Annotated in this window: 22 protein-coding genes and 2 other annotated features; all 22 genes read left to right on the top strand. The window is 44.5% G+C overall.

Annotated elements, in window-relative coordinates:
- Nucleotide 1: 1 nt before the first annotated feature.
- Nucleotides 2–2,443 (top strand): ATP-dependent protease ATP-binding subunit ClpC, encoded by a 2,442-nt coding sequence (clpC, locus tag DFR59_RS17055; RefSeq protein ID WP_114746877.1) that lies wholly within the window; start codon nt 2–4, stop codon nt 2,441–2,443.
- Nucleotides 2,444–2,566: 123 nt separating this feature from the next.
- Nucleotides 2,567–3,940, top strand: coding sequence for a DNA repair protein RadA (gene radA, locus DFR59_RS17050; protein ID WP_114746876.1), 1,374 nt, complete (start codon nt 2,567–2,569; stop codon nt 3,938–3,940).
- Nucleotides 3,941–3,945: 5 nt separating this feature from the next.
- On the top strand, nt 3,946–5,019 hold the full coding sequence (disA, locus tag DFR59_RS17045) for a DNA integrity scanning diadenylate cyclase DisA (protein WP_114746875.1): 1,074 nt from the start codon (nt 3,946–3,948) through the stop codon (nt 5,017–5,019).
- A 232-nt stretch (nt 5,020–5,251) separates the two neighbouring features.
- The gene (locus DFR59_RS17040) at nt 5,252–6,343 is read left to right on the top strand and encodes a PIN/TRAM domain-containing protein (protein WP_114746874.1); all 1,092 of its coding nucleotides are present in this window, start codon (nt 5,252–5,254) and stop codon (nt 6,341–6,343) included.
- Nucleotides 6,344–6,365: 22 nt separating this feature from the next.
- Complete coding sequence (ispD, locus tag DFR59_RS17035; protein ID WP_114746884.1) at nt 6,366–7,046, top strand: 2-C-methyl-D-erythritol 4-phosphate cytidylyltransferase; 681 nt, start codon at nt 6,366–6,368, stop codon at nt 7,044–7,046.
- A 14-nt stretch (nt 7,047–7,060) separates the two neighbouring features.
- Complete coding sequence (ispF, locus tag DFR59_RS17030) at nt 7,061–7,537, top strand: 2-C-methyl-D-erythritol 2,4-cyclodiphosphate synthase (RefSeq protein ID WP_114746873.1); 477 nt, start codon at nt 7,061–7,063, stop codon at nt 7,535–7,537.
- Between the two features lie 98 nt (nt 7,538–7,635).
- Nucleotides 7,636–9,093 carry a glutamate--tRNA ligase gene (gene gltX, locus DFR59_RS17025; protein ID WP_114746872.1) on the top strand — a complete coding sequence of 486 codons (1,458 nt, stop codon included), beginning with the start codon at nt 7,636–7,638 and terminating at the stop codon, nt 9,091–9,093.
- 37 nt (nt 9,094–9,130) lie between these two features.
- Nucleotides 9,131–9,360 (top strand) — a binding site (T-box leader).
- 57 nt (nt 9,361–9,417) lie between these two features.
- On the top strand, nt 9,418–10,065 hold the full coding sequence (gene cysE / locus DFR59_RS17020) for a serine O-acetyltransferase (protein ID WP_114746871.1): 648 nt from the start codon (nt 9,418–9,420) through the stop codon (nt 10,063–10,065).
- 1 nt (nt 10,066) lies between these two features.
- Entirely contained in the window at nt 10,067–11,467 is a 1,401-nt protein-coding gene (gene cysS, locus DFR59_RS17015; protein WP_114746870.1) for a cysteine--tRNA ligase, read from the top strand.
- A 10-nt stretch (nt 11,468–11,477) separates the two neighbouring features.
- Nucleotides 11,478–11,906 (top strand): Mini-ribonuclease 3, encoded by a 429-nt coding sequence (locus DFR59_RS17010; protein WP_114746883.1) that lies wholly within the window; start codon nt 11,478–11,480, stop codon nt 11,904–11,906.
- Entirely contained in the window at nt 11,903–12,646 is a 744-nt protein-coding gene (gene rlmB, locus DFR59_RS17005) for a 23S rRNA (guanosine(2251)-2'-O)-methyltransferase RlmB (RefSeq protein ID WP_114746869.1), read from the top strand. Before DFR59_RS17010 ends, rlmB begins: the two co-directional genes overlap by 4 nt.
- Nucleotides 12,647–12,649: 3 nt before the next feature.
- The gene (locus DFR59_RS17000) at nt 12,650–13,159 is read left to right on the top strand and encodes an NYN domain-containing protein (protein ID WP_114746868.1); all 510 of its coding nucleotides are present in this window, start codon (nt 12,650–12,652) and stop codon (nt 13,157–13,159) included.
- Nucleotides 13,160–13,235: 76 nt separating this feature from the next.
- Nucleotides 13,236–13,886 (top strand): RNA polymerase sporulation sigma factor SigH, encoded by a 651-nt coding sequence (gene sigH / locus DFR59_RS16995; RefSeq protein ID WP_114746867.1) that lies wholly within the window; start codon nt 13,236–13,238, stop codon nt 13,884–13,886.
- 83 nt (nt 13,887–13,969) lie between these two features.
- Nucleotides 13,970–14,116 (top strand): 50S ribosomal protein L33, encoded by a 147-nt coding sequence (rpmG, locus tag DFR59_RS16990; RefSeq protein ID WP_114746866.1) that lies wholly within the window; start codon nt 13,970–13,972, stop codon nt 14,114–14,116.
- 47 nt (nt 14,117–14,163) lie between these two features.
- On the top strand, nt 14,164–14,346 hold the full coding sequence (gene secE, locus DFR59_RS16985) for a preprotein translocase subunit SecE (protein ID WP_114746865.1): 183 nt from the start codon (nt 14,164–14,166) through the stop codon (nt 14,344–14,346).
- A gap of 190 nt (nt 14,347–14,536) precedes the next feature.
- Nucleotides 14,537–15,070, top strand: a complete 534-nt coding sequence (nusG, locus tag DFR59_RS16980) for a transcription termination/antitermination protein NusG (protein ID WP_114746864.1) — start codon at nt 14,537–14,539, stop codon at nt 15,068–15,070.
- 171 nt (nt 15,071–15,241) lie between these two features.
- The gene (gene rplK / locus DFR59_RS16975) at nt 15,242–15,667 is read left to right on the top strand and encodes a 50S ribosomal protein L11 (RefSeq protein ID WP_147278280.1); all 426 of its coding nucleotides are present in this window, start codon (nt 15,242–15,244) and stop codon (nt 15,665–15,667) included.
- Nucleotides 15,668–15,784: 117 nt separating this feature from the next.
- Nucleotides 15,785–16,483: a 50S ribosomal protein L1 gene (gene rplA, locus DFR59_RS16970; protein WP_114746862.1), complete on the top strand. Its 699-nt coding sequence runs from the start codon at nt 15,785–15,787 to the stop codon at nt 16,481–16,483.
- A gap of 51 nt (nt 16,484–16,534) precedes the next feature.
- Nucleotides 16,535–16,685, top strand: a sequence feature (ribosomal protein L10 leader region).
- A 77-nt stretch (nt 16,686–16,762) separates the two neighbouring features.
- Complete coding sequence (rplJ, locus tag DFR59_RS16965) at nt 16,763–17,263, top strand: 50S ribosomal protein L10 (protein ID WP_114746861.1); 501 nt, start codon at nt 16,763–16,765, stop codon at nt 17,261–17,263.
- A gap of 69 nt (nt 17,264–17,332) precedes the next feature.
- Complete coding sequence (rplL, locus tag DFR59_RS16960) at nt 17,333–17,698, top strand: 50S ribosomal protein L7/L12 (protein WP_114746860.1); 366 nt, start codon at nt 17,333–17,335, stop codon at nt 17,696–17,698.
- Between the two features lie 104 nt (nt 17,699–17,802).
- Nucleotides 17,803–18,405 carry a class I SAM-dependent methyltransferase gene (locus tag DFR59_RS16955; RefSeq protein ID WP_114746859.1) on the top strand — a complete coding sequence of 201 codons (603 nt, stop codon included), beginning with the start codon at nt 17,803–17,805 and terminating at the stop codon, nt 18,403–18,405.
- A gap of 247 nt (nt 18,406–18,652) precedes the next feature.
- Nucleotides 18,653–22,213 (top strand): DNA-directed RNA polymerase subunit beta, encoded by a 3,561-nt coding sequence (gene rpoB, locus DFR59_RS16950; protein ID WP_114746858.1) that lies wholly within the window; start codon nt 18,653–18,655, stop codon nt 22,211–22,213.
- Nucleotides 22,214–22,265: the final 52 nt, after the last annotated feature.

Raw genomic sequence — 22,265 nt, 5'->3', positions numbered from 1 at the left:
TATGATGTTTGGACGATTTACAGAAAGAGCGCAAAAGGTGTTGGCCCTGGCTCAAGAAGAAGCGATTCGATTATCACACAGCAATATCGGCACGGAGCATGTCCTTCTTGGATTGGTAAGAGAAGGGGAAGGCATTGCCGCTAAAGCCCTTTACGGACTTGGACTGAGTCCTGAAAAGATCCAAAAGGAAGTTGAGACGCTAATCGGTAAAGGTCAGGATGCCTCCCAGACGATCCAATATACACCGAGAGCGAAGAAAGTCATCGAATTATCAATGGATGAAGCACGTAAACTCGGCCATTCCTATGTAGGTACAGAGCACATTCTCCTTGGATTGATCAGAGAAGGAGAAGGCGTGGCAGCACGTGTTTTAAATAACCTTGGTGTCAGCTTGAATAAAGCACGCCAGCAAGTGCTTCAGTTGCTTGGAAGCAACGAAGCGAATAATCACCAGGGCGGTTCAAGCTCCAATGCGAATACACCGACTCTTGACGGATTGGCACGTGATTTGACGGCTATTGCCCGCGAAGGCAGCCTTGATCCGGTCATCGGCAGAAGCAAGGAAATCCAGCGCGTCATCGAGGTTCTCAGCCGACGGACGAAAAACAACCCTGTCCTGATCGGGGAGCCAGGTGTAGGGAAGACCGCTATTGCGGAAGGATTGGCTCAGCAAATCATCAATAATGAAGTGCCTGAGATCCTGCGCGACAAACGTGTCATGACCCTTGATATGGGAACAGTTGTAGCGGGCACTAAATACCGCGGCGAGTTTGAAGACCGTTTGAAAAAAGTAATGGACGAAATCCGACAAGCGGGGAACATCATCTTATTCATTGATGAGTTGCATACATTAATTGGTGCAGGCGGAGCGGAAGGCGCCATCGATGCGTCCAACATTCTAAAGCCGGCTCTTGCAAGGGGCGAATTGCAGTGCATTGGTGCTACAACCCTTGATGAGTACCGTAAATATATCGAAAAAGACGCAGCTCTTGAAAGACGGTTCCAGCCGATTACCGTGGATGAGCCGACAACTGAAGAGTCCATCCAGATTCTGAATGGCCTGCGTGATCGCTATGAAGCCCACCATAGGGTTTCCATCACAGATGCAGCGATCGATGCAGCAGTGAAGCTTTCCGACCGCTACATTTCCGACCGGTTCCTTCCGGACAAAGCGATTGACTTGATTGATGAAGCAGGCTCCAAGGTGCGCCTTCGTTCTTATACTACTCCTCCGAATCTGAAGGAGCTCGAAGCAAAACTGGAAGAAATTCGTAAAGAAAAAGATGCAGCTGTACAGAGCCAGGAGTTCGAAAAAGCGGCTTCATTAAGAGATTCTGAGCAGAAGCTTCGTGAAGAGCTGGAAGAAACGAAGAAATCCTGGAAAGAAAAACAGGGGCAGGAAAACAGTGAAGTCACAGTAGAGGATATCGCACATGTTGTATCCAGCTGGACTGGTATTCCTGTATCGAAGCTTGCACAAACGGAAACAGAGAAGCTTCTCAATCTTGAAGAAATCCTGCATTCCCGTGTCATCGGGCAGGAAGAGGCTGTGAAAGCTGTATCCAAGGCTGTCCGCCGTGCAAGAGCAGGATTGAAGGATCCAAAGCGCCCGATCGGTTCATTTATTTTCCTTGGGCCTACAGGCGTCGGAAAAACAGAGCTTGCCCGCGCATTAGCTGAAGCGATGTTTGGCGATGAGGATGCCATGATCCGCGTCGATATGTCGGAGTACATGGAGAAGCATTCCACTTCCAGACTTGTCGGCTCCCCTCCAGGCTATGTAGGGTATGATGAAGGCGGCCAGCTTACAGAGAAGGTTAGAAGAAAGCCTTATTCCGTCATCTTGCTCGATGAAATCGAAAAAGCTCACCCTGACGTTTTCAATATCCTATTGCAGGTCCTTGAAGACGGAAGGCTTACAGATTCAAAAGGCCGCACAGTGGATTTCCGCAACACGGTCGTCATCATGACATCAAACGTTGGTGCAGATGCATTGAAACGAAATAAATATGTCGGATTTAACATCCAGGATGGAGAACAGGATTATAAAGATATGAAGGGGAAAGTCATGGAAGAGCTGAAAAAGGCATTCCGTCCAGAGTTCCTCAACCGTATCGATGAAATCATTGTTTTCCACTCACTTGAAAAAGATCATCTGAAGCAAATCGTCACATTGATGGGTGACCAGCTGACAAACAGGCTGAAAGAGCAGGAAATAAATCTTGAACTTACAGATGCAGCCAAGCTGAAGATTGCTGACGAAGGATTTGATCCTGAGTACGGAGCACGTCCGCTACGCAGGGCCATTCAGAAGCATATCGAAGACAGACTTTCAGAAGAACTTTTGAAGGGTACTGTATTGACTGGCCAGCATGTGACCATCGATGTGAAAGATGGGGAATTTGTGGTCAAAACCAATGAGGCAACTGGAACATTATCATAAATAAAATGGGAGGTACACGAAATGCGTGTACCTCTTTGTACATATGGTTTATTTTTGTAGTATTTTCCAACTTTCATGCTTATAGGAAATATACCTACATACATATGTAGAGAGGAGTACAGGATGGCGAAGAAAAAGACGAAATTCATATGCCAATCATGCGGATATGAATCAGCCAAATGGATGGGGCGCTGCCCTGGGTGCGGAGAATGGAACCAGATGGTCGAAGAAGTAGAAGTGGTTTCAAAGGCTAAAGGAGTTTTTCAGCACTCTGCACCGGGAAAAGCAGCTAAAGCTTCACCGATTACATCGATTGAATCTGTGCAGGAACCGAGAATAACAACAGATATGAAAGAATTGAACCGGGTCCTCGGAGGCGGAGTCGTCCCCGGCTCGCTTGTTTTGATCGGCGGAGATCCCGGTATCGGCAAATCTACGCTTCTCCTTCAAGTTTCGGCGCAGCTTGCCAGGCTTGATCACCAAGTCCTTTATATTTCCGGTGAAGAATCTGTGAAACAGACAAAACTGAGGGCAGACCGGCTTGATGTCCTTTCACCGAATTTATTTGTTTATTCTGAGACGAATCTTGAATCCGTCCATCAATCGATAGAAGATGTGAAACCTGACTTTGTGATTGTGGACTCCATCCAGACCGTTTATCATCCAGAAGTGACATCGGCGCCGGGAAGTGTCTCCCAGGTGAGGGAGTGTACGGCTGAATTGATGAGAATTGCGAAAACTAAGGGTATTGCCATATTTATTGTCGGGCATGTTACAAAGGAAGGTTCGATTGCAGGTCCGCGGCTTCTTGAACATATGGTGGATACCGTCCTGTATTTTGAAGGGGAGCGCCATCATACATACAGGATTTTGAGGGCGGTTAAAAACCGCTTCGGCTCCACAAATGAGATGGGCATATTCGAGATGAAGGAAGCGGGTCTTGAAGAAGTGGAAAACCCTTCGGAAATCTTTTTGGAAGAACGTTCAAAAGGAGCTTCCGGATCAACTGTAGTAGCTTCCATGGAAGGGACCAGACCAGTTCTTGTGGAAATTCAGGCGTTGATCTCACCGATGAGTTTCGGGAATCCAAGGAGGATGGCTACAGGCATCGACCATAACCGGGTGTCTCTGTTGATGGCGGTGCTGGAGAAAAGGGTAGGCATGCTGCTTCAGAACCAGGATGCCTACTTAAAAGTAGCAGGCGGGGTGAAGATCGATGAACCTGCCATTGACTTAGCGATTGCTGTCAGCATTGCTTCAAGTTTCCGTGATCAGCCTACCCGCCCAACGGATTGTTTTATAGGAGAGATCGGGCTTACTGGGGAAGTAAGGCGTGTATCCCGTATTGAACAGAGGGTCCAGGAAGCAGCTAAGCTTGGGTTCGAACGCGTCATCCTTCCAACGAATAATATCGGAGGCTGGACCTTCCCGCCGAACATCAATGTGGTGGGTGTCTCTTCTGTAAGCGAAGCATTGCAATTTGCATTAGGAGGCTAACCTGTATGGATGATAAGAAGCAAGCGGATAAATCCATGTCTGACATCTTGCAATTCGTGGCGCCGGGTACTCCCATCCGGGAAGGCATTGAGAACGTGCTCCGTGCCAATACGGGTGGATTGATCGTGATGGGATACAATGAAAAAGTCCGTGCCATAGTGGATGGCGGTTTTCATATCAATTGCCCATTTTCTCCAAGCTATTTATATGAATTGGCTAAAATGGACGGTGCGATCATCCTCAATGAAATAGGGAGTAAAATTTTGATTGCCAATGCACAGCTGGCTCCTGATGCGGCCATCTCATCTACAGAAACAGGGATGAGGCACCGGACAGCAGAACGGGTTGCTAAGCAGACGAAAGCTCTCGTCCTGGCTATTTCCCAGCGCCGTAATGTCATTACACTGTATCAAGGGAATTTCCGCTATGCTTTAAAAGACATCGCAGTGATCTTAACGAAAGCGAACCAAGCCATCCAAACCCTCGAGAAATACAAAGTGGTATTGGATCAAAGCATTGCAAGCTTATCTGTCTTGGAATTCGAGGAATTGGGTACCTACAGCGACCTTCTTCAAGTTCTTCACCGGTTTGAGATGGTTCTAAGGATCAAGAATGAACTCCTCTCCTATTTAAACGAATTGGGGACAGAGGGGAGGCTCATCCGGCTGCAGATGAACGAACTGCTGGCAGACATCGAGGAAGAAGCGATGATGATCATCCGCGACTATGCAGCGGATCGTTCCATTAAGCCGTTTGAAATTTTATTTCGATTTCAGGAATTGGTCAGCACGGATGTTTTGGATGATGGAATGCTCTTGAAGCTTCTTGGCTATAACGGCTTTGTGCCGATGGAGGAAGGAATCTGTCCCCGTGGGTACCGGGTGCTGAGCAAAATCCCCCGCCTGCCAGTGGTAATCATGGAAAATTTGATCACGGAATTCGAAAAACTCCCCAACATTTTGAAGGCCAGCGTGGAAGCTCTGGATGATGTGGAAGGCATCGGAGAAGTGAGGGCGCGAAAGATCAAAGAGGGTCTGAAACTCATTAAAGACCAGACATTCGCAGACCGCCAATTATAAAATATTTTAGGGAGTCAATTGTGTCTAAATTGACACAGGAAGAAAATTGACACCCTTATACGTGCGGTGCTACTCTAAGACCAAGAAGTACTGACAAATCATTACAGTTATAACGAAATTATTATATTAATAAAACAAAACGGTGTCTTTTTTGTAACATAGTCAAAATTAAATACTTTCCTACGTTTCAAATTTAGGATTTTGTTTATAATGAGTAAAAGGAGGTGAAGGAATGTTAAAGCGTATAGTGCAAGCGTGTTTTATCATTTTAGGTGGAACGCTTGGGATTTTTCTCATTCCTGATTTATTAGAGTTTACTAACTTTTCTACACTGACTTTGATTAATAATCCATATGTAACTGCCATTTTAGGAGCCATTATATTTTATATTGTTGCTTTTTGGGCTGTGGATTACGTTGTTGATTTTGTGAAATGGTTTGAAGATTCTTTGGTCAAAGCGCCTGTAACAGATATATTATTCGGAAGCCTTGGATTGATTTTTGGATTGATTGTCGCATTTTTAGCAGGACTTCCGCTGAACACCATCCAGATTCCTATCGTCAATACAGTGGCACCGATCCTTTTGACGCTGCTTATTGGATACTTGGGATTTCAGGTGGGCTTCAAAAAGCGTGATGAACTAATTAATTTATTCTCTATTTCGAATCGATCAAATAAACGCAAACATCCAGAAGATGAATTGGAAAAGCCGGTAAAGACTTTGAAAATCTTGGATACCAGCGTGATTATAGATGGCCGCATTGCGGATATCTGTCAAACGGGATTTATCGAGGGAATCATTGTCATTCCTCAGTTCGTCCTTGAAGAGCTTCAGCATATCGCTGACTCTTCCGACGCATTGAAACGGAACCGCGGGCGCAGGGGTCTGGATATCCTGAACCGCATCCAGAAAGAGCTGGAGATTGAAGTCCAGATATACGAAGGGGACTTTGAAGAAATCCAGGAAGTGGACAGCAAGCTGGTAAAATTGGCAAAGCTCACGAACGGCATTGTCGTAACCAATGATTTTAACTTGAATAAAGTCTGCGAGTTTCAAAATGTACAAGTATTTAATATCAACGATCTGGCTAACGCCGTTAAGCCGGTTGTCCTTCCAGGGGAAGAGCTAAAGGTTCAGGTCATTAAAGACGGTAAAGAACAGAACCAAGGAATTGCGTACCTTGACGACGGGACCATGATTGTCGTTGAAGAAGGACGGAACTATATCGGCAAGTATATCGATGTACTGGTGACGAGTGTGCTCCAGACATCCGCAGGGCGCATGATCTTTGCTAAGCCCAAGCTATTAGAAAAAGCGCTATAATCAGAATGGAGTAGACAAGATGATGAATTATCAGGTGGTCATACCTGCTGCAGGGCAGGGAAAGAGAATGGGAGCAGGAAAGAATAAACTGCTTATCCCGTTGGATGGACTTCCGGTTATTTCTCATACTCTACAGGTTTTTCTTAGTGATCCAAACTGCTCGAGGATCATATTGGCCATCAATCCGGATGAAGAGAAGTTTTTCTCCTCCATGGTGAAGGATCTGCAAGCAGAAAAGCGGATAACTTTTGCAGCCGGAGGCACCGAGCGCCAATATTCCATTCATAACGCACTGAGAACAGCAGATCCAGAAGGCATCGTCCTGGTACATGACGGGGCGAGGCCGTTCATCCGCCGTGAGGTCATAGACCGCCTGGTTGTTCAAGCCGAGAAGATGGGAGCGGCAATCACGGCTGTTCCTGTGAAGGACACAATCAAAAAAGCGGTGAATATGGAAGTGTCAGAAACAATTGAACGATCAAGCTTGTGGTCTGTACAGACGCCACAAGCTTTTCGTATTTCTTTGTTGATGGAAGCCTATGAAACAGCTGAATCGGAAGGGTTCCTTGGAACAGATGATGCTTCTCTAGTGGAGAGGATCGGAGCACCTGTAAGTATTGTAGAAGGCCATTACGACAATATAAAATTGACGACGCCGGAGGATCTTTACTTTGCAGAAGCGATTTTAAAGAACAAAGGCTGATTGGGGGAAATAATATGTTTCGAATTGGACAAGGTTTTGATGTACATCAATTGACGGAAGGTCGTCCGCTGATTATTGGAGGAATTGAGATCCCTTATGAAAAAGGGCTGCTCGGGCATTCGGATGCAGATGTTCTGCTTCATACAGTGGCGGATGCGTGCCTGGGGGCAATCGGGGAAGGCGATATCGGCCGTCATTTTCCTGATACAGATCCTGAATTCAAGGATGCTGACTCTGCTAAACTTCTTTCACACGTTTGGGGAATTGTGAAAGAGAAGGGGTACAGCCTAGGCAATATCGACTGTACCATCATCGCACAGATGCCTAAAATGGCGCCTTATATCCCTGCGATGCGCGAGAGAATCGCGGAACTTCTTGAAGGAACTGTCGATCAGGTGAATGTGAAAGCGACCACAACAGAAAAGCTTGGCTTCCCTGGCCGCGGCGAAGGAATTGCTGCACAGGCAGCCGTTCTTTTGCAAAAAGGGTGAAGTTGGAGAAATACTTTATTACGAAACTTTAAAATGGTAAAATATTAGAATCAATTCCTGCCATATCGGCATTGACCATTTATTGAGGAGGCATTTTTATGTCAAATGAAATTCGCGTCCGGTATGCTCCGAGCCCCACTGGACATTTACATATCGGAAATGCGCGGACAGCGCTTTTTAATTATTTATTTGCTCGTCACCACAAAGGGAAATTCATCATCCGCATCGAGGATACAGATCAAAAGAGAAATATCGAGGGCGGAGAAGAGAGCCAGCTGAAATATTTGAAATGGCTGGGGATGAATTGGGATGAAAGCATTGATATGGGCGGTGCGTTCGGCCCTTACCGCCAATCAGAGAGAAACCATATTTATGAAGGATATTACAATGAGCTGTTGGAAAAAGGCTTGGCATACAAATGCTATTGTACGGAAGAAGAACTTGAAGCAGAACGCGAAGCACAGACTGCACGCAGTGAAATGCCGCGCTATTCCGGGAAATGCCGCCACCTGACAGAAGAAGACAGGAAGAAATTTGAGGAAGAAGGCCGCAAGCCAAGCATCCGCTTCAAAGTCCCTGCAGGCAAGGTTTATTCCTTCGATGACATGGTGAAGCATGAAGTATCTTTTGAATCCGACGGCATCGGGGATTTTGTCATCGTAAAAAAAGACGGCATTCCTACTTACAATTTTGCCGTGGCAGTAGATGACTATTTGATGAAAATTTCCCATGTTCTTCGCGGGGATGATCACATTTCCAATACTCCTAAGCAATTGATGATTTTTGAAGCATTAGGGTGGGAGCCGCCTACTTTCGGACACATGACATTGATTGTCAATGAAAGCCGTAAGAAATTGAGCAAACGCGATGAAAGCATCATCCAGTTCATCGAACAGTATGAAGCATTGGGCTATCTTCCTGAGGCGCTTTTCAACTTCATCGCTTTATTGGGATGGTCTCCAAAAGGGGAAGATGAGCTGTTCACGAAGGAAGAGTTTATCGACATTTTTGATGCAGACCGCCTTTCAAAGTCCCCTGCATTATTCGATACGCAAAAATTGACTTGGGTCAATAACCAGTATATGAAGAAGCTTGACTTGGAGAAAGTGGTTGAATTGTCCCTGCCTCACCTTGTGAAAGCAGGCAGAGTCAGTGAAAACTTGACGGACGATGAGTTAAAATGGGTCAAAGATGTAATTGCACTATATCAGGAACAAATGAGCTTCGGCGCAGAAATCGTCGAGTTGTCCACTCTATTCTTCGAAGATGAGCTGGAGTATGAAGCAGAAGCGAAAGAAGTTCTTGCTGATGAAGACGTCCCAGCGGTTCTTTCCGCGTTCCTTGAAGAAATCGATAAGCTTGAAGTATTTGATGCTGCTGGCATTAAAGCTTCTATCAAAGCTGTGCAAAAATCAACGGGCCAAAAGGGCAAGAAATTGTTTATGCCGATCCGTGCAGCGGCAACCGGCCAAACACATGGTCCTGAACTTCCGAATACAATTGAGCTTTTAGGGAAAGATAAAATAAAACAGCGCTTGCTGAGCATTATCGGTTAACATTTTTGCCTTTGTGTAATATAGTAAGGTTATATATGTGAAAGTGATGATGAGGAGAAGTAAAAAAGTGAAGCTTTTTAGAGAGAACCATCACCGGCTGAAAGTGGTTCAGGCCAATCATTTTTTGAAATGCACCTCAGAACCTTGATTCGAACGATTTGCATTCAGTAGAATCGAGCGGGAACCTGCCGTTACAAGGATAAGTTGGGATGCGTGCATTTATTGCAGCATTCAAACAGAGTGGAACCGCGCATAAGCGTCTCTGTCTTTTTGGCAGAGGCGCTTTTTTATTTTCACAGAAGAGAAGAAAAGGGGTGAGGGAGAATGTTTCGTTTGTTTAAGGAAGATATAGAGGCTGTATTTGAACAGGATCCGGCCGCAAGAAGCTACTTGGAAGTGGTATTGACGTATGCCGGCCTTCATGCCATATGGTCTCATCGTATTGCCCACGGACTTTTTAAACGTAGATTTTATTTTTTAGCCAGATTGATATCACAGATCAGCCGTTTTTTCACAGGGATTGAAATCCACCCAGGAGCCAAGATCGGAAGGCGGTTTTTCATCGACCACGGAATGGGAGTGGTCATCGGAGAAACGTGTGAAATCGGCGACAACGTCACCGTCTATCAGGGAGTGACATTAGGAGGAACCGGAAAGGAAAAAGGCAAGCGCCATCCGACCCTCCAGGATAACGTACTGGTAGCTACCGGGGCGAAAGTTTTAGGGTCCATCACAATTGGAGAGAATTCCAAGATAGGGGCAGGATCGGTTGTATTGAAGAATGTTCCGAAGAATTCAACTGTCGTTGGTATACCGGGAAGAGTCGTGATCCAGGATGGGGTCAAGATACCAAAAGATTTGAATCACAGCGACCTGCCAGATCCAGTGGATGACCGATGTCATGCCATGGAGATGAAACTGCAGCAGCTGAAGGATGAATTGAACGAATTGAAGAAGGGGGTCCACCAGTAATATGACTATTCAAATTTATAATACATTGTCCAGGAAAAAAGAGGATTTCATTCCGTTAGAAGAAGGAAAGGTCAAGATGTATGTCTGCGGACCGACCGTTTACAACTATATTCATATCGGGAACGCCCGCCCTGCGATCGTTTACGATACAGTCAGAAAATATTTGGAGTATAGAGGCTATGACGTAGATTTTGTCTCTAACTTTACAGATGTCGACGATAAATTGATCAAGGCAGCCAATGAACTTGGGGAAGACGTCCCAACCATTGCTGAACGTTTTATCGACGCTTACTTTGAGGATGTTTCCGCCCTTGGGTGCACAAAGGCGAACGTCCATCCACGTGTAACAGAGAATATCGATCTAATCATCGAATTTATCGAAACGCTCATTGAAAAAGGGTATGCTTATGAATCTGAAGGCGATGTCTATTACCGCACACGCAAGTTTGATGAGTACGGAAAGCTTTCCCATCAATCTATTGATGACTTAAAGCTCGGTTCGCGGATCGAAGTAGGGGAAAAGAAGGAAGATGCCCTTGATTTTGCCCTTTGGAAAGCAGCAAAAGATGGCGAGATTTCATGGGATAGCCCTTGGGGGCAAGGACGTCCCGGCTGGCATATCGAATGCTCTGCCATGGCCCGTAAATATTTGGGCGACACCATCGACATCCATGCAGGCGGTCAGGATTTGACTTTCCCTCATCACGAAAATGAAATTGCCCAGTCAGAAGCACTTACCGGCAAGACTTTTGCCCGCTACTGGATGCATAATGGCTATATTAATATCGATAACGAGAAAATGTCTAAATCTCTCGGGAATTTCGTCTTGGTGCATGATATCATTAAACATCACGATCCGGAAGTGCTTAGATTCTTCATGCTCTCCGTGCATTACCGCCATCCGATCAATTACAGCGAAGAGCTTTTGGATAATGCGAAATCAGCACTGGACCGCTTGAAGACTTCTTATCAAAATTTGAAGCACCGCAAAGGATCAAGCACCAATTTGGATGAAAATCAGCAAGAATGGCTTGAAAGAATCGAATCTGCACGCAGTCAGTTCGAAAAGGAAATGGATGATGATTTCAATACGGCAAATGGGATTTCTGTATTGTTCGAGCTGTCCAAACAAGCCAACTATTACTTGATGGAAAACAGTACATCTGAAGCGGTAATCGACCGATTCCTTTCTGTATTTGAATCCTTGGGTTCTGTGCTTGGATTGAAAATGGAGCAGCAGGAAGAGCTTCTTGATGAAGAAATCGACGCATTGATCCAAAAAAGGATCCAAGCGCGAAAAGACCGCGATTTCCAGCTGGCCGATCAAATCCGCGATCAGTTGAAGGATCTGAATATCATTCTTGAGGATACGCCTCAAGGTCCAAGATGGAGAAGAGGCTGATATGGATAATATGCAAGGGAATGAGAAAAGCAGTATAGTGCCCAAGCAGTTGAACAGCCTTGCCCTTGCCTATATGGGAGATGCCGTATATGAGGTATATATACGGCGCCATCTCCTTGAAAAAGGACAAGTGAAGCCGAACCAGCTCCATAAAGAAGCGACAAAATTCGTTTCAGCAAAGGCGCAGGCAAAGTTCCTCCACGATTTCTTCCAATCAGATTTTTTTACTGAAGAAGAACAAGCTGTCATTCGACGGGGAAGGAACGCGAAGTCGGGCAGCATCCCTAAAAATACGGATGTTCAGACATACCGATACAGCACGGCATTTGAAAGTCTGATCGGATACTTATACTTAACGGGGGACACAGAACGGATGGAAGAAATCATCCACATGATCCTTGCCGGAGAAACGGAAAAATTGAAAGGAGGACAAGCATGAGCCAGGAGTATATCATCGGGAAAAATCCCGTAATCGAGGCGCTTAAGTCAGAACGGGATATCAATAAGATATGGATTGCAGAAGGATCTCAAAAAGGACAGATGCAGCAGATCATCGGCATGGCCAAAGAAATGAAAGTATTTGTCCAATTTGTACCAAAGAAAAAAATCGATCAAATGGTCGAGGGGAATCACCAAGGGGTGGTTGCTCAAGTTGCGGCCTATGCCTATGCAGAGGTGGATGATTTATTTGCATTGGCAGAGAAGAGGGGAGAAGCTCCATTCTTCATGATATTGGACGAATTGGAGGATCCCCATAATCTTGGTTCGATCATGAGGACGGCAGATGCAGTGGGAGCCCACGGTATCATCATCCCAAAAAGAAGAGCGGTTGGATTGACTGCTTCGGTTGCCAAAGCATCGACTGGGGCCATTGAATATATTCCGGTTGCAAGGGTGACGAATATTGCGAGGACAATAGAAGAATTAAAGGAACGCGGCGTGTGGATCTTCGGGACGGATGCCAAGGGCAGCGGGGATTACCGCAGCATGGATGGAGCGATTCCTCTTGCATTAGTAATTGGCAGTGAAGGAAAAGGAATGGGAAGGCTCATCAAGGAAAAGTGCGATTTTCTGATTCATTTGCCGATGGCAGGAAAAGTCACTTCCCTCAATGCCTCTGTTGCCGCCAGTCTATTAATGTATGAGGTTTACCGCAAGAGAAATCCATTGGGAGAATAGCCGATGGATATTCTCCTTGTCGATGGCTATAACATCATTGGAGCCTGGCCGGAACTAAGGGAGCTGAAAAAGAAGGACTTATCTGCTGCGAGGGATCGGCTGATTGAACGGTTAGCAGATTATCAGGGATATACAGGGTATAAGGTGATCGTCATATTCGATGCTTACTATGTCAAAGGGATCGAAAGGAAGTATCGGAATTTCCGCGTCGATGTCCTTTTTACGCGGGAAAACGAGACAGCCGATGAACGGATTGAAAAATTGGCGATCGAAATGAACAACATCAAAACCCAGATCCATGTGGCTACATCGGATTATACAGAACAGTGGGCGATTTTCGGACAGGGAGCCCTGAGGAAGTCGGCGCGGGAATTGTTGAACGAAATAAATGCAATCGACCGGAAGATTGAGAAAAAACTGGAAAAAGACCAGCAGGTACGGCCTTCATCCAAGATTCCACTCTCTAAAGAAGTTGCAGAAATTTTCGAAAAATGGCGCCGGGGAGAAGGATGAGCGGTTGACGCCTTGAAAAACCGTGCTGTATAATATTTCTATCTATTGTTTTTGCGCGGTCAAGGGGGGACTTGTGTTGAGCTCAAACAAAGGAATAGGAATTATAGAAGATTACGAGCAGCTTGAAGATGAACACCTAGTAGATTTGGTCCACCAAGGCGAAAGCGAAGCCTTGGATTTCCTTATTCAAAAATATCGGAATTTTGTGAGAGCGAAAGCCAGGTCATATTTCTTGATAGGAGCGGATAAAGAAGACATCGTGCAAGAAGGCATGATCGGCTTGTATAAAGCGATCCGCGACTATAAAGAGGACAAGCTTACCTCTTTTAAAGCCTTTGCAGAATTATGCATCACAAGGCAGATCATCACAGCTATCAAGACAGCCACCAGGCAAAAGCATATCCCGCTGAATTCCTACGTTTCCCTCGATAAGCCCATCTATGATGAAGAGTCTGACAGGACCCTTATGGATGTCATTTCGGGGACGAAGGTCATGAATCCTGAAGAATTAATCATTAACCGCGAAGAATTCGACAATATCGAGGATAAAATGACTGAACTGCTCAGCGACCTTGAAAGAAAGGTCCTAGCCCTTTATCTGGACGGGCAGTCCTATCAGGAAATTTCAGAAGAACTCAATCGCCATGTGAAATCTATTGATAATGCCCTTCAAAGGGTGAAAAGAAAATTAGAACGGTATTTAGAAGTAAGGGAATTCAGTCTGTAAAAAAATGGGGTTCGTATTGACACACTCTCTATTGCATGTTATTGTTTTATGGATGAAAAGATGCAGTGAATTAGGTGGTAATTATGAGTAAAAAGGTCGTATTGGCATGTTCTGTTTGCAGTTCCCGCAACTATTCTACTAATCATAAAGCGCCAAGCGGAGATAGGTTGGAATTGAGGAAGTTTTGCAAAACCTGCAATGACCACACCATCCATAAGGAAACAAAGTAGGTCCCTTTGAGATAAATCGCCGATTTTACGAGTTGGAGGTCACACAAATGTCTAGCATAACGCAATTCTTCCGCAATGTTACATCCGAAATGAGAAAGGTCAGCTGGCCAAAAAGAAAAGAACTAACAGGCTATACGGTCACAGTGTTTGCAACTGTCATTTTTCTTACTTTATTCTTTGCTGTTGTAGATTTAGGAATTTCTAAGCTTGTCCGACTCATTTTAGAATAGTATCATAGTAGAGAAGAAATTTTTAAGGTTACTTTGAATAACTTCTATTCCCTCATGGTATAATGGGGGTAGATAAGAATTTTTCTTTCAAAAACCCGTCCTGCGGGTTTTTTAATTTTGGTTTAAAAACAGCAGCGGAATCCGCTGACTATATTTTTTTTAGGGAGGGAAGGACGCATAGTCCTGCAGAATGGAAAAGAATTGGTATGTTGTCCATACGTATTCAGGATACGAAAATAAAGTTAAAGCAAACCTGGAGAAGCGTGTCGAAACAATGGGGATGCAAGATAAGATTTTTCGTGTGATCGTACCTGAAGAGGAAGAAACTGATATCAAGAACGGAAAGAAAAAAGTGGTAAAAAGGAAAGTATTCCCTGGCTACGTGCTTGTAGAAATCATCATGACGGATGATTCATGGTATGTTGTACGGAACACGCCTGGTGTTACAGGATTCGTTGGTTCTTCCGGTTCCGGATCGAAGCCGACTCCGCTTCTTCCTGAGGAAGTTGTGACAATCCTTAAACATATGGGAATGGAAGAAAAGCGAGTGGATGTCTCCTACACATTGGGCGAGACTGTATCTGTCAAAGAAGGTCCATTTGCGAACTTCACAGGTACTGTCGAAGAGATCGACCGCGACAAAGGAAAAGTCAAAGTCATGGTCAATATGTTTGGCCGGGAAACGCCGGTTGAGCTTGATTTTATACAAGTTGATAAATTATAATGGAAAACAACTTGAAATATTTCTGGATAAATGATAATATTTCAAAGGTCAGTATGTCTCAATCTGAGAGACTGAACATATGTTGAAGTACTTTATAATCATAAAGACATCTATATGAGTGGGAGGGCCAGAGCCCTATTACCACATCACGGACTTAAGGAGGTGTGTCTCGTGGCTAAAAAAGTAATTAAACTTGTTAAATTGCAAATTCCTGCTGGTAAAGCGAACCCTGCACCACCTGTTGGACCTGCATTGGGTCAAGCTGGTGTTAACATCATGGGATTCTGTAAAGAATTCAACGCTCGTACAGCAGATCAAGCTGGCTTAATCATTCCAGTTGAAATCACGGTATTTGAAGACCGTTCATTTACATTCATTACGAAGACTCCGCCTGCAGCTGTTCTTTTAAAGAAAGCGGCTGGCATCGAGTCAGGTTCTGGAGAACCTAACCGTAAAAAGGTTGCAACAGTCAAACGTGACAAGGTACGTGAGATTGCTGAAACAAAAATGCCTGACCTGAATGCTGCAAGTGTTGAATCAGCAATGCGCATGGTCGAAGGTACTGCACGCAGCATGGGTATCGTCATCGAAGACTAATCCATGTAAATGAATTGTTTCAGTTGGACAAGGTTGCGAGGTTGAAAGCTCTTCACCCGCAACCTTTATTCGTGGGAGGTCATTCCGCTAAAACCACAATCAAGGAGGAAGTTTATCATGGCGAAAAAAGGTAAAAAATATCTTGAAGCTGTAAAATTAGTAGACCGTACAAAAGCTTATTCTGTTGAAGAAGCTATCGAGTTGGCTAAAAAAGCTAACTTCACTAAATTCGATGCATCTGTAGAAGTTGCATTCCGTCTTGGCGTAGATCCTAAGAAAGCTGACCAACAAATCCGTGGTGCAGTCGTTCTTCCGAACGGTACTGGTAAAACACAACGCGTATTGGTATTTGCTAAAGGTGAAAAAGCGAAAGAAGCAGAAGCTGCTGGAGCTGACTACGTAGGCGATGCTGATTACATCACTAAGATCCAACAAGGTTGGTTCGAGTTCGACGTAATCGTTGCAACTCCTGACATGATGGGTGAAGTTGGTAAAATCGGTCGCGTATTGGGACCAAAAGGTTTAATGCCAAACCCTAAAACTGGCACAGTTACTTTCGATGTAGAAAAAGCTGTCAACGAAATCAAAGCTGGTAAAGTAGAATACCGTGTTGATAAATCCGGTAACGTTCATGTTCCAATCGGTAAAGTGTCTTTCGAAGACAACAAGCTGGTTGAAAACTTTACAACAATCTTCGATACTATGCTTAAAGCTAAGCCATCTGCGGCTAAAGGTACTTACATGAAGAATCTTACTGTAACTACTACAATGGGCCCTGGTGTAAAAGTTGATCCTTCTTCTTTCGCAGCGAAGTAAAAAAAGAGTTGACTTTACAAAATGCATCTAGTAAAATGTGTTTTGTTGTATAAATAGAAAACATTTATACCGTAGACAGCAGGAGCTCTTAAAAGCTTAATTTCCTGCCGAGGTAATCGCGATATATATAACGTTTAGCGTTCGCTATTCGATATTGCGCCTCCATGTCTACTTTCAGATGTGGAGGCTTTATTATTGTCGGTATGAATGTTCATCTAGTAAGTAGAAGCAGATGCGGCATTTGCTGCAGCTGCTGACAAATCTACAGGAGGTGTAAGGATGAGCAGCGTTTTAGAACAAAAGAAACAACTAGTAAACGAAATCTCTGAGAAATTCAAATCCAGTGTGTCTACTATCGTAGTTGACTACCGTGGATTGAGCGTTGCAGAGGTGACAGAACTTCGTAAGCAGCTTCGTGAAGCTGGAATCGAGTTCAAAGTGTACAAAAACACGATGACTCGCCGTGCGGCTGATGCAGCAGAACTTAGTGGGTTGAATGACGCTCTTACAGGTCCTAACGCAATCGCGTTCAGTACTGAAGATGTCGTAGCTCCTGCGAAAGTTCTTAACGACTTTGCTAAAAAGCATGAAGCTTTGGAAATCAAAGCTGGTGTCATCGAAGGAAACATTGCAACTGTTGAAGAAATCAAAGCACTTGCAGAACTACCATCTCGCGAAGGCTTGCTTTCTATGTTGCTTAGCGTACTTCAAGCACCTATGCGCAACTTTGCCCTTGCTGCTAAAGCAGTGGCAGAACAAAAAGAAGAACAAGGCGCTTAATACAGCGTTCGCCTGATTACAGGCAAAAAAACAATACTATTAATGTAAAAATTAAGGAGGAAATATATCATGACTAAAGAACAAATCATCGAAGCGATCAAAGAAATGACAGTTCTTGATCTTAACGATCTTGTAAAAGCAATTGAAGAAGAATTTGGTGTAACTGCTGCTGCTCCTGTAGCAATGATGGGTGGAGCTGCTGGTGGAGACGCTGCAGCTGAAAAAACTGAATTTGATGTTGTACTAACTGAAGCTGGTGCACAAAAAATCAAAGTTATCAAAGTTGTTCGCGAAATCACAGGCCTTGGTCTTAAAGAAGCGAAAGAACTTGTTGATAACACTCCTAAAGCTCTTAAAGAAGGCATCGCTAAAGAAGAAGCTGAAGAACTTAAAGGCAAGCTTGAAGAAGTTGGAGCCGTTGTTGAAGTTAAGTAATCTTCTTGTAAATGAAAAGCTCGCTTGCTAAGCGGGCTTTTTTCTTCTTTAAAATAAATCCTCAACTTTTCTCTGCTGACAGTCTCCTTTAGGAGGTGATTTGAATGTCAAATCATTATTATTCCCGAACACCTGAAGTAAAAAGTGAACCTCAGTATTGGGAGTTTCGGTTGAAAAATCACACGTTCCGCTTTAAGACCGATACCGGAGTCTTTTCGAAAAGCGAAGTGGACTTTGGTTCAAGGCTTTTGATAGAAACGTTTGAAACTCCGGACACGAAAGGTCCTATCCTTGATGTCGGCTGCGGTTATGGTCCCATCGGGCTGAGTATTGCAAAAAGCGAGCCGGAGCGGACAGTTCATATGATAGATGTTAACCAGCGTGCACTCTCTCTTGCAGAGGAAAATGCGAAAGCGAATCACGTTGAGAATGTTCGGATCTATGAAAGTGATCGTCTGATAGGCGTGAAGGAATCAGGGTTCGCTGCAGTCATCACCAATCCCCCTATCCGTGCCGGAAAAACAGTGGTGCACGATATTTTTGAGCAGAGCCATAAGGTTTTAGCTGACAATGGAGAGCTTTGGGTGGTCATCCAAAAAAAGCAGGGGGCGCCAAGTGCAAAGGCGAAATTAGAAGGATTATTTACCGAAGTAGATATTGTAGAAAAAAGCAAGGGTTATTTTATCATTAGAGCAAAAAAATATTGACTGCTAATTTAGGCTATGTTAGCATTATAAAATGCCAATATATTATTTTCCGGAATTCTATCTATTTCATACATAGATTGTATAAAATTTGGATAGATTGGAAAGTATTATAAAATAATAGCTCGTCATGTGAAAATGTGGTTTTTAATAAAAAACCCTTTTTCTTTTTGTCTGTTGAGGAAGGGCTTTTCCTTGTCAATAGGCATTATAGACGCAATCAAAACGCTTGATTTGAGGGGTGAATCAGTTGACAGGTCAACTTGTTCAGTATGGACGACACCGCCAACGCAGAAGTTTTGCGCGTATCAGTGAGGTTTTGGAGCTTCCAAACCTTATTGAAATCCAAACATCTTCCTATCAATGGTTTCTAGATGAGGGATTGAAAGAAATGTTCCACGACATTTCTCCTATCGAAGATTTCACAGGGAACCTATCCTTGGAATTCATCGACTATTCCCTTGGAGAGCCAAAGTATTCAGTTGAAGAATCAAAGGAAAGAGATGTTACATTCTCCGCGCCTCTTCGAGTGAAGGTACGTTTGGTTAACAAAGAAACAGGTGAAGTAAAAGATCAAGATGTATTTATGGGTGACTTCCCGCTGATGACTGAAACAGGTACTTTTGTCATCAATGGGGCAGAACGCGTAATTGTATCACAGCTCGTTCGTTCTCCGAGTGTGTATTACAGCGGTAAATTGGATAAGAACGGTAAAAAAGGATTCACTGCGACTGTTATTCCGAACCGCGGTGCTTGGCTTGAGTACGAAACAGATGCGAAGGATGTCGTATACGTACGCATCGACCGCACGCGCAAATTGCCGGTAACGGTTCTATTGCGTGCACTTGGATTCGGCTCCGACCAGGAAATCATCGATTTAGTTGGTGATAATGAATATATTCGCAACACGCTGGAAAAAGACAATACGGAAAGCACTGAAAAAGCGCTTCTCGAAATCTATGAGCGTTTGCGCCCGGGCGAACCGCCTACAGTTGAAAATGCGAAGAGCCTATTGGTTTCCCGCTTTTTCGATCCGAAACGCTATGATCTAGCGAATGTTGGTCGCTATAAAATCAATAAAAAGCTTCATATCAAAAATCGTCTGTTCAATCAGAAGCTTGCTGAAACATTGGCAGATCCTGAAACAGGCGAGATCATTGCAGAAAAAGGAACTCTTCTTGACCGCCGTACCCTGGATAAAATCCTTCCTCAGCTTGAAAGCGGAGTTGGATTTAAGACTTTCCGCCAAAACGGTGGAGTGGTAGAAGAGGATATTGTCCTGCAATCTATTAAAATTTTCGCACCGAATGAGGAAGGCGAAAAGGACATCAACGTCATTGCCAACGCTTTTGTAGAAGAAGCAATCAAAAACATCACTCCTGCAGATATCATTTCTTCTATCAGCTACTTCTTCAACTTGCTTCATGAAGTAGGGGATACAGATGATATCGACCATCTAGGAAACAGACGTCTTCGTTCTGTCGGTGAGTTGCTTCAGAATCAATTCCGTATCGGTTTATCCCGTATGGAGCGTGTGGTACGCGAAAGAATGTCCATTCAAGATACCAACACAATCACGCCTCAGCAGCTGATCAACATCAGACCTGTGATTGCGTCAATTAAAGAATTCTTCGGAAGTTCCCAGTTGTCGCAGTTCATGGATCAAACCAACCCTCTTGCTGAATTGACGCATAAACGTCGTCTATCTGCATTGGGACCAGGCGGTTTGACTCGTGAGCGTGCTGGATTCGAAGTGCGTGACGTCCATTACTCCCATTATGGCCGCATGTGTCCGATTGAAACTCCAGAGGGTCCGAACATCGGATTGATCAACTCGCTTTCATCATTTGCGAAAGTCAACCGCTTCGGATTTATCGAAACGCCATATCGCCGCGTCGATCCTGAAACAGGGGACGTGACTAACCATATTGATTACTTGACTGCAGATGAGGAAGATAACTATGTTGTGGCACAGGCGAATGCTCGCTTGGGCGACAACGGGCAATTCCTTGATGAAGAAGTAATCGCTCGTTTCAGAGGGGAAAACACAGTTATCAAGAGAGAGCGCATCGACTACATGGATGTATCTCCTAAGCAGGTAGTATCTGCTGCGACTGCATGTATCCCGTTCTTAGAAAATGATGACTCCAACCGTGCATTGATGGGAGCGAACATGCAGCGCCAAGCTGTACCTCTCATGCAGCCTGAATCACCAATCGTCGGTACAGGTATGGAATATGTATCTGCAAAAGACTCCGGTGCAGCAGTAATCTGCAAACACGAAGGAATCGTTGAACATGTTGAATCCCGTGAAGTTTGGGTTCGCCGCATCAAAGAAGTAGATGGCCAGGAAGTAAAAGGCGATCTTGATAAATACCGTATGCAAAAATTCATCCGTTCCAATCAGGGTACTTGCTACAACCAGCGTCCAATCGTTGCTGTAGGAAACCGTGTGACAAAAGGTGAAATCCTTGCTGACGGTCCATCCATGGAAAAAGGTGAATTGGCTCTAGGCCGCAACGTTATGGTCGGATTCATGACTTGGGATGGATACAACTATGAAGATGCCATCATCATGAGCGAACGTCTTGTGAAAGATGATGTCTACACATCCATCCACATTGAAGAATACGAGTCAGAATCACGCGATACCAAACTTGGACCTGAAGAAATCACTCGCGATATTCCTAACGTCGGGGAAGACGCATTGCGCAACCTTGACGAACGCGGAATCATCCGGGTCGGTGCAGAAGTAAAAGACGGAGACCTGCTTGTTGGAAAAGTAACACCTAAGGGCGTAACTGAATTGACAGCAGAAGAACGTTTATTGCATGCGATCTTTGGTGAGAAAGCACGTGAAGTACGCGATACTTCTTTACGTGTACCTCACGGTGGTGAAGGAATCATCCTTGACGTAAAAGTATTCAACCGTGAAGACGGAGATGAGCTTCCTCCAGGTGTTAACCAGCTGGTTCGTGTCTATATCGTTCAGAAGCGTAAGATTTCTGAAGGAGATAAGATGGCCGGACGACATGGTAACAAAGGGGTTATCTCAAGAATCCTTCCGGAAGAAGATATGCCGTACTTGCCGGACGGCACACCGATCGATATCATGCTTAACCCATTAGGGGTTCCATCACGTATGAATATCGGACAGGTGCTTGAGCTTCACCTTGGAATGGCTGCCAGAACGTTGGGAATTCATGTCGCATCTCCAGTATTTGATGGTGCGCGTGAGGAAGATGTCTGGTCTACCATTGAAGAAGCTGGCATGGCACGTGATGCAAAAACCATCCTTTACGATGGAAGAACAGGCGAGCCGTTCGATAACCGTGTATCTGTCGGTATCATGTATATGATCAAACTGGCTCACATGGTCGACGATAAGCTTCATGCACGTTCTACTGGACCATACTCTCTAGTTACGCAGCAGCCGTTGGGCGGTAAAGCTCAATTCGGTGGTCAGCGTTTCGGTGAGATGGAGGTTTGGGCGCTTGAAGCATATGGGGCAGCTTATACGCTTCAAGAAATTCTTACAGTTAAATCCGATGACGTTGTAGGCCGTGTGAAAACATACGAAGCCATCGTCAAAGGAGAAAACGTTCCGGAACCTGGTGTTCCAGAATCATTTAAAGTATTGATCAAAGAACTTCAAAGTTTGGGTATGGATGTTAAGATCCTTTCCGGCGATGAAGAAGAAATAGAAATGCGCGATATGGAAGATGAAGAAGAACAGCAGCAAGCTGATACTCTTAACATCGCGCCTGATTCTAAAAAAGAAGAATCAGAAATTGTTGGCAGTAAGGAATAATCTCTTGTGAAGCAATAAGGGTAGAACCTGTAGATTAAAAGGGAGGTAGGCC

It is taken from the genome of Falsibacillus pallidus (genome assembly GCF_003350505.1).
Taxonomy (GTDB): domain Bacteria; phylum Bacillota; class Bacilli; order Bacillales; family DSM-25281; genus Falsibacillus; species Falsibacillus pallidus.
Note: the sequence above shows the minus strand (reverse complement) of the source record. Positions and strands in the feature narration are given on the sequence as shown.